This window comes from Kitasatospora indigofera, assembly GCF_014655955.1.
GTDB classification, from domain to species: domain Bacteria; phylum Actinomycetota; class Actinomycetes; order Streptomycetales; family Streptomycetaceae; genus Kitasatospora; species Kitasatospora indigofera.
In genome coordinates this window covers 1-623 of sequence record NZ_BNBO01000183.1, presented here as the reverse complement: position 1 = coordinate 623, position 623 = coordinate 1, and the positions used below count along the sequence as shown (strand labels likewise).

Below are 623 nucleotides of genomic sequence, written 5' to 3'. Positions count from 1 at the left end.
GCCGCACCCGGGCGGCGTCCAAGCCGGCCGGGAAGGAAGCCGCCGAGGCCGAGGCCCTGCGGGCGAAGACCGCGACCGCCAAGGCCGCGGCGGACATCGCCAACCAGCTGAAGGCGGCCAAGGCCGCCGCCGAGATCGCCGTCGGCGAGGCCCAGGCCCAGGAGGTCCGCGAGGCCGCCGCCGACAAGCGGCGCGAGGCCGAGCGGCAGCGCACCGAGGCCGCCGCCGCCCGGCAGAAGGCGGAGCGGTCCGCCGCCCAGTGGCGCACCTACGCCAAGACCATCGCGGTCATCTGCGTGGTCGTCTCCCTGCCGCTGCAGATGATGGCGTTCTGGTCCCCGAACGCCTGGTTCCTGCTGGCCGCGCCGCTGGTACTGGAAGGCCTGGCCTGGGCGCTGCTCAAGGGCGCCGAGGCCGCGATCGACGACAACCGGCCGTCCTGGCACTACCGGGCGCTGGCCGGGGCCGTGGCCCTGTTCGCCGCCACGGTGAACTTCCTGCACGGCAGCTCGGCGTTCGGCCTCGGCACCGGCCTGGGCGGAGCGTTCTGCTCGCTGGCCGGACCGCTGGTCTGGGACCTGCACGAGCACGGCCGCATCCGCAAGCGCGACGGCAAGGTGAGC

Annotated in this window: 1 pseudogene; it reads left to right on the top strand. The window is 75.1% G+C overall.

Going from position 1 to position 623, the window contains the following annotated elements:
• Positions 1-623, top strand: a pseudogene (locus tag IE329_RS40070) (hypothetical protein); the annotation flags it as partial.